At 72.0% G+C, this 314-nt stretch carries 1 protein-coding gene; it reads right to left on the bottom strand.

From position 1 onward, the window contains the following. Window positions 1-314, bottom strand: a 314-nt coding sequence (locus AC5P09_RS52280) for an AMP-binding protein (protein WP_493880672.1), incomplete at both ends; no start/stop codon positions are given.

Genomic DNA, 314 nt, shown 5'->3' with positions numbered 1-314 from the left:
GGTCGTCGATCGTCACGGCCGGCGCGGAATCCTCCAGCACGAACGCGACCCGCTCCGCCGGATAAGCACCATCCACCGGAACGTAGGCCGCCCCCGCCTTCCACACACCCAGCAGAGCGCCGACCAGATCGGCCGACCGCTCCAGCCGCACCGCCACCCGATCGCCCCGGCCCACCCCACGACCCCACAGATAAGCGGCCACCCGATCCGAGGCCGCATCCAGCTCCCCGTACGACACCCGCCGCCCACCATCGACGACAGCCACCGCATCCGGCGCCTGCGCCACCCGCGCACGGAACAACTCCACCACCGAG

This window comes from Streptomyces sp. a15 (assembly GCF_059026085.1).
This window is presented reverse-complemented; position numbering and strand designations above follow the sequence as displayed.